General features: G+C 65.9%; 1 protein-coding gene. It reads right to left on the bottom strand.

The genetic code is table 11. The annotated features are described in order from the left end of the window. The coding region (locus AC0IYH_RS31405; RefSeq protein WP_471838139.1) for a PEPxxWA-CTERM sorting domain-containing protein at positions 1–276 on the bottom strand (276 nt) is incomplete at both ends.

Raw genomic sequence — 276 nt, forward strand, 5'->3', positions numbered from 1 at the left:
GTGAAGAACCGCTCGCATTCGACGAGCGGTTCGTCACGCAGCCATCAGTGACGGAGTAGCCTGTGGCGACGGTCGCGCCGATGGTACGACGGCGAACTGCGCCTCCGACGATACAGACCCCGGCGATCATCATCAGCCAGGCGGCGGGCTCGGGCACTGCTGCGGCCGCCGGACTGGAGGATGCGGTACCGAACGCGGAAATCGTCCCATTGCCGTTGACGCGATACTCGGTCGCGGGACCACCGTCCTGGTGGAAGAACGCGATGTTCTGCGCCG

The organism is Pseudomonas sp. AC463 (genome assembly GCF_979253585.1).